9 protein-coding genes and 1 tRNA gene are annotated in these 9,327 nt (G+C 36.0%); 3 read left to right on the top strand and 7 right to left on the bottom strand.

The window, feature by feature from the left end; all coding sequences use genetic code 11:
- Nucleotides 1-363: 363 nt before the first annotated feature.
- The 4 genes from ACFIK4_RS00220 to folE all read right to left on the bottom strand — a co-directional run bounded on the left by ACFIK4_RS00220 (nucleotide 364) and on the right by folE (nucleotide 3,207).
- Entirely contained in the window at nucleotides 364-870 is a 507-nt protein-coding gene (locus ACFIK4_RS00220) for a hypothetical protein (protein ID WP_015856440.1), read from the bottom strand.
- 137 nt (nucleotides 871-1,007) lie between these two features.
- The gene (locus ACFIK4_RS00215; RefSeq protein ID WP_375611580.1) at nucleotides 1,008-2,180 is read right to left on the bottom strand and encodes an alpha/beta hydrolase; all 1,173 of its coding nucleotides are present in this window, start codon (nucleotides 2,178-2,180) and stop codon (nucleotides 1,008-1,010) included.
- A gap of 193 nt (nucleotides 2,181-2,373) precedes the next feature.
- A tRNA-Leu gene (locus tag ACFIK4_RS00210) sits at nucleotides 2,374-2,458 on the bottom strand.
- A gap of 137 nt (nucleotides 2,459-2,595) precedes the next feature.
- On the bottom strand, nucleotides 2,596-3,207 hold the full coding sequence (folE, locus tag ACFIK4_RS00205; protein ID WP_375611579.1) for a GTP cyclohydrolase I FolE: 612 nt from the start codon (nucleotides 3,205-3,207) through the stop codon (nucleotides 2,596-2,598).
- A gap of 125 nt (nucleotides 3,208-3,332) precedes the next feature.
- On the opposite strand from folE, the gene ACFIK4_RS00200 reads away from it, so the two are divergent.
- The 3 genes from ACFIK4_RS00200 (at nucleotide 3,333) to thrS (ending at nucleotide 6,200) form a co-directional block, all read left to right on the top strand.
- A complete protein-coding gene (locus ACFIK4_RS00200; RefSeq protein WP_375611578.1) occupies nucleotides 3,333-3,761 on the top strand; it encodes an iron-sulfur cluster assembly scaffold protein in 429 nt (142 codons plus the stop codon).
- The gene (yidD, locus tag ACFIK4_RS00195; RefSeq protein ID WP_375607118.1) at nucleotides 3,762-4,112 is read left to right on the top strand and encodes a membrane protein insertion efficiency factor YidD; all 351 of its coding nucleotides are present in this window, start codon (nucleotides 3,762-3,764) and stop codon (nucleotides 4,110-4,112) included.
- Nucleotides 4,113-4,223: 111 nt separating this feature from the next.
- Nucleotides 4,224-6,200 (top strand): threonine--tRNA ligase, encoded by a 1,977-nt coding sequence (gene thrS / locus ACFIK4_RS00190; protein WP_375611577.1) that lies wholly within the window; start codon nucleotides 4,224-4,226, stop codon nucleotides 6,198-6,200.
- A 1,048-nt stretch (nucleotides 6,201-7,248) separates the two neighbouring features.
- Here thrS and ACFIK4_RS00185 read toward each other — a convergent pair.
- From ACFIK4_RS00185 to ACFIK4_RS00175, 3 genes are all read right to left on the bottom strand, one after another.
- Nucleotides 7,249-7,752 (bottom strand): MerR family transcriptional regulator, encoded by a 504-nt coding sequence (locus tag ACFIK4_RS00185; protein WP_375607116.1) that lies wholly within the window; start codon nucleotides 7,750-7,752, stop codon nucleotides 7,249-7,251.
- Between the two features lie 196 nt (nucleotides 7,753-7,948).
- Complete coding sequence (locus ACFIK4_RS00180) at nucleotides 7,949-8,263, bottom strand: integration host factor subunit alpha (protein WP_273791377.1); 315 nt, start codon at nucleotides 8,261-8,263, stop codon at nucleotides 7,949-7,951.
- A gap of 77 nt (nucleotides 8,264-8,340) precedes the next feature.
- Nucleotides 8,341-9,315, bottom strand: coding sequence for a beta-ketoacyl-ACP synthase III (locus ACFIK4_RS00175; protein WP_375629381.1), 975 nt, complete (start codon nucleotides 9,313-9,315; stop codon nucleotides 8,341-8,343).
- Nucleotides 9,316-9,327 lie beyond the last annotated feature (12 nt).

Genomic DNA, 9,327 nt, shown 5'->3' with positions numbered 1-9,327 from the left:
TGAGGGATAGAGGCAAAAAAACTCAATAGAATCAAGATTCACCTATTCCCTTATATTAGACATAACTATTTTATTTTACTTGCTTTTTATTTGCCTAATGAATATACTAACAACTTTATGACATTGGTAAAATTATCCGGCGGGCTATTATTAAAAGAATCAGAAAGTTTTTTGTAAAATTCTTTCCACAAACATTTTTTTCAATAAAGCCACCTAATTCATCAGCCTTAACTTTAGCAAAGATATAAGGCATGTGTTTCATTTATTAAAGAAAAGAATTTGCTTTAAAAAGGTTATAGCCTTCTATTTAACAGCGTTTTTGCTGTAAAATTCAAATTATCTATCTGCTCAACTAAAGAACTTTTATTGTTTAGCTTTTGTGCTTTTTTCAAAGAGATGTGGGCTTTCAAGAATAAGCTTTTCTCGTGCTTTTTGTAACTGTTTAATGACTTCATCAATCTTTGACGGAGAACAAAAAGATTCTTGGCTATTCAACAAATGCAGCCTCTCCTTTCCCTCATATAAACATTGCATCTGAGATTGAAGTATTCTAACTTCTTGAAAAAAAAGACGTCCTGTTTCCTTAAAACCATTATTAAGTGCAAAAAGTTGATCAGAAATGGATAGCAGAATTTGTTTTAAAAAACGCTCATTTTCTTGGCGTTTACGATATTCTAAAATAAGAGCATGGCTTATCTCATCTAACTGTTTTTTTGTAGAATCAATTTGACGCAATAAATTTGGTTTTTCCCCCATATCACCTTTTCTCACCTTCACAAGCATAGCATGAATGTCTAATAACTTAATTGCGGAATGAGACAAATAATCAACAACTGTAGGCGTATTAACATAGCGTTTCCGTGCAATCATCACAAACTCACCTAATGACTGTTTTTTACATTCATCCCGCTATTTATTTTTCATTTTACAAGACCATTCTAAAGAAAGTGCTAAAAAATATTACCTCCAATACATTATTCGATGGAGCCCCTTCTCTCTTTTCACGATCAACGTGGAATCCGTGGAGAGAGAAAACGTACAGGTGTATAAAGGATAAGATGTGTTGTTTTTTCCAACACACTACTACCATCAGCAAGAAGGGCTTGACTAGGTGACAATTCTGTACCTTGCATAATTGTGGAAGCCAAAGAACCTTCTCGAGAAAGAGCCATCAACGTTGGCGAAGATGCAAAGACATTGTGTGCTCCCCCATCCACATGAGAAAAATCAAGAACAGCTATTCCATTTTTACGCAACATTTCAATATCTGAGCCATCGCCCACACGATGATGTCCACCCGTAAGACGTCCTGAAACCGCAAGAGCTTTATCCGCTCTGGATACTAAAATAGCGGTTGGCTGCGGAAGTTTTTTTATATCATTAAGTTGGCGCTCAAATACATCAACATCAATATCTGGTGCAGCCATTAATAAACTTGTAATACGACGAATAGGCTTATATTTTCCCTGTAACGCTAACGTTCTAAATGCTTCCATTATAACAAAATTGCCCATAGAATGTGCAATAACCGAAATTTGATCAGCATTGGTTTCACTAATAAGTGTTAAAAGCTCTATCAATCCGTCACGGGCAAAATTAGCACTGTCACGATCATAAATATAAAGAGGAACTGATCCGGCCGAAGGCCAAGAATAATGCACAGCGACAACATTTAAAGAATAATCGTGTGTAAATTGTGCTGTACGAAATGTACCATCTGCAAAATTATTATTATACCCATGGATAAAAAGAAAAATTTCTCTTTTTCCTTTTGGCTTTTTTGCTAAAGCAGCATTTAATTGCTGTTTAAACTGTTCTTTATTATCGTATTTTTGCAATGCTACTGCTGCAAAATACTTATCATGCGTAGGTTTATAGGCATTTATTTCAACAACTCCCTTTACATGTTGCTGAGGAATTCCTACGTCAACGCGATTATAATGAACTTTATTTGATCGCTCTGCACCATAAGGTTGAGCGTAATTATTTTGCATCATACGACTTGTTGCAACATACACTGGAACGACGGCTTTTGGAGAAACTGGTTTCCCTTCAACTTCCCTTTCTACGGCAGTCATAGAAGGTGTTGCATGCACCCCATGCCAAAGTACAGCACGTGAATCACTACACGCTGATAATAAAGAAATACAAATAAGAAGTGTTAAATATCTCAGAATCATTATACTTCTCACTGCAACTTCACCCCACCTTATAAAAATATAACATTTCAAATGCATAGATAAAGTAATAAAAAACGAAACATTATTGGCAACACACCAACAAATAACATACAAAAAAGATTTTTCTATAATGCCTATAAATCCCCTCTCTCTAACATAACTTCATCTCATTATGGAGAGACTCACTGCTAACTGGTGCGGTCGAGAAGACTCGAACTTCCACGGGTTGCCCCACAGCGACCTCAACGCTGCGCGTCTACCAATTCCGCCACGACCGCACGTGGAAAGAAAAAATCTTGGTTTTTAGCCTTTAACAAATCATAAAGAAAGGTACAAGCCAATTTTCTTTTTCTCATAATTTATTTTATCCGGATGCTTTATAACTTAATAAAGATTAAGAGAAATATGGGCTTTACTATGACCTTTGAACCATCATCATAAAATGTGCTTGTGCCGCTTGATCTTTTTCATAATAACCATGAAAGTTTTTTGTAATTGTTGTAGAGCCCTGTTTTTGGATTCCTCTCATAGCCATACACATGTGCTCAGCCTCAATCAATACTGCTACACCATGAGGCTTCAGATACGTTTTTAACGCGTGAGCCACTTGCGCTGTCATAGCTTCTTGAGTTTGTAAACGACGAGAAAAAATATCTACAACACGTACAATTTTTGAAAGACCAACAATTTTTGCATTAGGAAGATATGCTATATGTGCTTTCCCAATAATTGGGATCATGTGATGCTCACAGTGTGAATAAAAAGGTATATTCTTTACGATTACGGCTTCATTGTATCCTGAAACCTCTTCAAAAACTGTACCTAAGGTTTCTTTAACCGATTGACTATAACCATTAAAAAGCTCGCGATATGCCTTGGCTATACGTTTTGGAGTATCTAAAAGCCCTTCTCTATTTGGATTTTCCCCTATCCATAAGAGTAATGTACGAATCGCTTCTTCCACCTTTTCAATACTCGGACGCTTTTCTTCAGATAAATTTGCGTCTTCTTTAACAACATTACGCATTCAAAAACTCCAAGCTTACTCTATACAAAGCATTTGCTCCATACCTATCTCATTTTGTATAATCTCTATATAAGCGAATTAAAAGTTTAAACAATCACGACTTTCAAAATTTCAGGCAATAGCGCATGATTGATACTATCTATAATGATAAAATACTTAAATATGCTGCACATATAGGCAAAATTGGGCGTCTTAATAATCCTGATGCAACATCAAGAAAACATGCACACCTTTGTGGTTCGACAATCACTGTAGATTTAAAAGTGGAAAATAGTATTATTACCGATTTTGCTCACGAAATACATGCATGTGTGCTAGGGCAAGCTTCAGCTTCACTTTTAGCATCTCATATCATCGGACAAACAACTCAAGATCTTAAAATATTGCGTGAAGTTATCTACCAAATGCTAACGCAAAATGGCCCTTCTCCTCAAGCTCCATTTGAGGATTTTTCTTGCTTACAGCCCATTAAAGACTATAAAGTGCGCCATGCAGCAACACTACTACCCTTTGATGCAACGATAGACTGCATTCAAAAAATTGAAGAAAAATAAATGTTCAAATCACAATCTAGACAAAAAAAGTTGACTCGGAATTACACAGGCACTTGGCAAAAAACACCCGGACGATTATTGGGTATTTTCTTAATACGGTTCTATCAAATAACACTTTCGAGCCTTATAGGTAATCAATGTCGCCATGCCCCGACTTGTTCAGAATATACATATGAAGCGATTGCACGCCATGGGCTTTGGGCTGGTGCATGGATGGGACTCTTTCGTATCATGCGTTGTGGGCCCTTTGGAACAGATGGCTTTGATCCAGTCCCTCCATCGCTTGGAAATTCTTGCTGTTTTTATAAACCTTGGCGTTACTGGAAAATTTCTGACAAACACAACAAATAATCCTTTTCTTTTTTCACATGTATTGATAAAAAATTAGTCTATAAGCTTTTTACTCAATTTTCACGAAACCATCCGCAATCGTTAGCGGAATTGGATTAAAAGGGTGTTTTTATGTCTTGCTCTATTTCTCTTTTTTTTCCCGATGGTTCAAAACGTAATTACCCCGCTGAAATGACAGGCTTGGAATTAGCAGAATCTATTTCTAAATCACTTGCAAAAAAAGCAGTCGCCTATAGTCTTGATGGTATCACGCGAGACTTATCGGATCCATTGGGACAATCTGGTCAAGTAGAGATTATTACCCGAGAAGATTCACGCGCTCTTGAGCTCATAAGGCATGATTGCGCCCATGTCCTTGCTGAAGCAGTGCAAGAGCTCTTTCCTGAAACGCAAGTAACAATAGGTCCTGTCATTGAGAACGGATTCTATTATGATTTTGCACGCCAACAACCTTTCACATTAGATGATCTCACCGTCATTGAAAAGAAAATGCGTGAAATTATCCAACGCAATAAACCTTTTAGAAAAGAAATTTGGTCTCGTGAAAAAGCAAGAAAAGTTTTTTCTGAGAAAAAGGAATTTTATAAAGTTGAACTTATTGATAGCATTCCTGAAAATCAAGATTTAAAAATCTATTATCAAGGGGAGTGGTTTGATCTTTGTCGCGGACCGCACATGCAATCTACAGGGCAAATTGGGAATGCTTTCAAATTAATGAAAGTTGCAGGAGCTTATTGGCGTGGCGATGCCAATAATCCAATGCTCACGAGAATTTATGGAACAGCATTTGCAAATGAAAATGACTTAAAAGCCTACCTCCATATGCTAGAAGAAGCTGAAAAACGTGATCATCGCCGCTTGGGACGTGAAATGGACTTATTTCACTTTCAAGAAGAAGGGCCAGGAATGATTTTTTGGCACAAAAAAGGTTGGAAAATGTTCCAAAATTTGATCAGCTATATGCGTAGACGCCTTGATGATCATCAATATGCTGAAGTTAATGCACCACAAGTTCTCGATAGGTCACTCTGGGAAATATCTGGCCATTGGGGTTGGTATAAGGAGAATATGTTCAAAGTAATTTCAGCAGAAGAAGATTCAGATCATGGGAATGTTTATGCCCTTAAACCAATGAACTGCCCTGGTCATGTGCAAATTTTTAAACATGGTTTAAAATCTTATCGTGATTTGCCTATTAGACTTGCTGAATTTGGACTTGTTCATCGTTATGAGCCTTCAGGCTCTTTACATGGTCTTATGCGTGTGCGTGGTTTTACACAAGATGATGCGCATATTTTTTGTACTGATGAACAATTAGCCGATGAATGTCTCAGTATTAATGATCTTATTTTATCAACTTATGCCGATTTTGGTTTTAAAGAAATTAGTCTTAAGCTTTCAACCCGTCCAGAAAAACGAGTTGGATCTGATGCATTATGGGATCATGCAGAAAGTATCATGGAATCTGTCCTTAAAACGATTGAAACAAAATTTGCAGGACAAATCAAAACAAGCATCCTTCCAGGTGAAGGAGCATTTTATGGTCCAAAATTTGAATATACATTAAAGGATGCTATCGGTCGTGAATGGCAATGTGGAACAACACAAATAGACTTTAATCTCCCTGAACGTTTTGGTGCATTCTATATTGATAAAGATTCAGAAAAACGTCAACCTGTTATGATCCACCGTGCTATTTTTGGATCAATGGAGCGTTTTCTTGGTATATTAATTGAAAATTTTGCTGGACATATGCCACTTTGGCTTGCTCCTGAACAAATTGTTGTTGCAACAATTACATCCGAAGCAAATGAATATGCCCAAAAAATAACAGCAAAACTTAAAGCTGTTGGGCTTTCCGCAACAATAGATCTCCGCAATGAAAAAATTAACTATAAAATACGAGAACATTCTTTACAAAAAGTCCCCGTAATTTTGGTATGTGGCAAACGTGAAGCTGAAACAAACAGCGTAAATATGCGCCGCTTAGGAAGTACAAATCAAACCCTTTTATCTGTAGAAGATGTGATTAAACAACTCTCAAATGAAGCAACACCTCCAGATTTGCAACGTGTAATAAATGCATAATATCACGGAAGATGGTAATACGTTAATTTTTTACTATAAATTTTCAGTTTTTGTACAAAATGAAATAATTTGATATTGTAGTGTGTTTTTGTTTCATGCACAATGACCTGTCACCAGAAAGAATAACGTGCTCTTTCTCTACAAGGTGGATTGGTGAAAAAGTTGAATATAAGCTATGAGCTGTTTAAATGCAAAAATCATAGACAATTGAATATTAATAATAACATTAATCTTTTACCTTTATAATGAAAAAATTCTGCTATTATCATGGATAGATCATTACAATAATTATAGAAACATCAAGCAAGAAAACTGAAAACAAGATTATATTTATTAATAAAAAATATGTAAAATTAGCTGAACAATGATATTTCTTATTCGTAAGATAAGCCCTTATAAAAAGGACAAGATATTGATTTATAATGATAATATATCGTTGTTCATATTAAATAAGGTTTCGAATATCATAGGCTTCTCTTATTTTTAATATGTTTATGTTGAATCTATCAAAATCATTTGCTTGCACGAAACAAGCGGAATGAGTGCGTGGATAAAAATTATTGAGAAAGGACTTTTAAAATGCCTACAATGAACCGCCTAAAGTGCTAAGAATTGTTGCAGTCATTGAGAACAGGCTATAATTATAATGATGATGCCGACTTGAACCTTCATAAGTATAAAAATAGCGGTACTCAACGAGTTTACCATTAATCATTCACGAGGCATTATGGTAAAATAAGATTAAGAAGCCTTAAGAAACATCTCTTTAAAACAAGCACATGAATTGGTAAGCTAATGGCATTCTACATCCCGCAATCTACACTGATGAGATATTGCCTTAATTTTTATAAAGCCAAATCAAAAAAAATGGCAAAACTCAGCGTTTATTCTTTCTCTTCTTCATGTTTTACCAAATGAAAAACTCTTATAAAAAACTCGTTAAATATACACATACGATATATGACTACTCGTTGAACGTATAAAATTCTGTGCACATCCATAAAACATCTAAATATCTACGAAACACATATAAAATAAAAAAATATTATTATCGTGCTCTATCAAGAACACGCTTACATTCAATGAGTTCAAACAGAATTTCTTGTAACAATGCTTTATCAGTTTTATCTTTGTAAAGATTCACAGAACCGACAGATGTTTCTCCCTCATTCCTCATGAAACTCAAAAGCCCAAAAGAAGATTTCTTAGGCTTATTGCTAGCATTTTCAGAAGTTTGTCCTGCATGTTTCTTCTCTATGACCACATTCATAGCATCAAGATCACCATTACCCAATGCAGTCACAAAAGCAACACCATTTTCTTTCAAAAGGCGTTGCACACCTTTTATTGTATAACCCTGATCATATAGTAACTGCTTGATACCATTGAGCAAATCAACATCGACCGGACGATAATAGCGCCTTCCTCCCCCACGTTTCATTGGTTTAATCTGCCTAAAACGTGTTTCCCAAAATCTTAAGACATGCTGCGGAAGCTCCAATAACTCCGCTACTTCGCTAATTGTGCGAAAAGCATCAGAGCTTTTATCCATTTTGTAACACCTTATTTAAAACAAAATAAATTACTTCACAATGACTCATTCTGTCTCAATTTCTCAACAAGATTAGTCAAAAATAAGACCATCATTGATACCTTACTCACCAGTCTTTTTCTAAAAAATAAAGACCCTTATTTTATACATTTCTTTAACAAATACCAAACATACCATGGCATTTATTTATGAGATATCATTTTTTCTGTTTTGCACGATGCGAATCTAAAATTCTCTGTTTAAGGACATTGGCAGCCTTAAACGTCACAACACGTCGCGGCGGAATCGGTGCTTCAACACCTGTTTTTGGATTGCGTCCAACACGTTCATTTTTACTGCGAACCTGAAAAGTTGCAAAAGAAGATAATTTAACCGCTTCACCTCTTACAAGTGAGTTGCAAATCTCATCCAAAACCAATTCGACTAAAGCTGCTGATTCAGTATGTGACAAGCCCACTCTTTTACAAACTACGCTCGCTAAATCTGCACGCGTTACTGTCTTACTTGTCATTATAACCACCTATTAAAATATTAAAAATTACAAAATGACTTATACGTTTTCTTGAAATATGGTCAAGTAGCCATAATTTACCAACGAATAAGAATTGCTCCCCATGTAAATCCACCTCCCATGGCTTCTAACATGATAAGATCTCCTTCTTTTATTTTTCCATCGCAAACAGCTGTTGTTAAAGCCAACGGAACTGATGCAGCAGACGTATTACCATGTTGATCAACGGTAATCACAACTTTATCTAGTGAAATTCCCAGCTTTTTAGCAGATGCTTCAATAATGCGCTTATTAGCCTGATGAGGTACAAACCAATCTAGTTGTGAAGAATCCATACCTGCAGCTGCAAAACAATCATCAACCACATCCGTTATCATACCAACAGCATATTTAAAAACTTCTCGTCCTTCCATACGCAAATAGCCTGTCGTTTGTGTTGTTGAAGGTCCACCATCAACATATAGCTTATCTATATAAGCACCATTAGAGCGCAATTTCGCAGACAATATACCACGCTCAAAAGCAATATCACCCTCAGTTTCTAGTGCTTCCAAAATAACAGCACCAGCACCATCACCAAACAAAACACATGTCGTACGATCTTCCCAATCTAAAATTCGAGAAAATGTATCGGATCCAATAACTAAAATTCTTTTAGCCCCTCCACACCGTAAATAAGAATCTCCTGTTGTTAAAGCAAAAATAAAACCAGAGCAAACAGCTTGAATATCAAAAGCAAATCCATGGCTCATTCCCAAAGCATGCTGAATTTCAACAGCAGAAGCAGGAAAAGTACGATTCGGGGTGGACGTTGCTAAAATAATACAATCGATGTCTTTTATTGTTAAACCAGCATTTGTAAGTGCTGCTTGCGCAGCCTCAACTCCTAAAGAAACAGTTGTTTCATTTTCACTGGCAATATAACGTTGGCGTATTCCTGTACGCTGAACAATCCATGAATCTGACGTTTCAACAAACTTTGCAATCTCATCATTTGATAAACTTCTTTTCGGCAAAGCACTTCCTACACCACGTATAATTGACCGAATCATTCAGCTCTTACC

The organism is Bartonella sp. AP9QHHD, from assembly GCF_042195625.1.
GTDB lineage: Bacteria > Pseudomonadota > Alphaproteobacteria > Rhizobiales > Rhizobiaceae > Bartonella.
The sequence above is the reverse complement of the archived record's forward strand: the minus strand, read 5'-3'. Positions and strand labels throughout refer to the sequence as shown.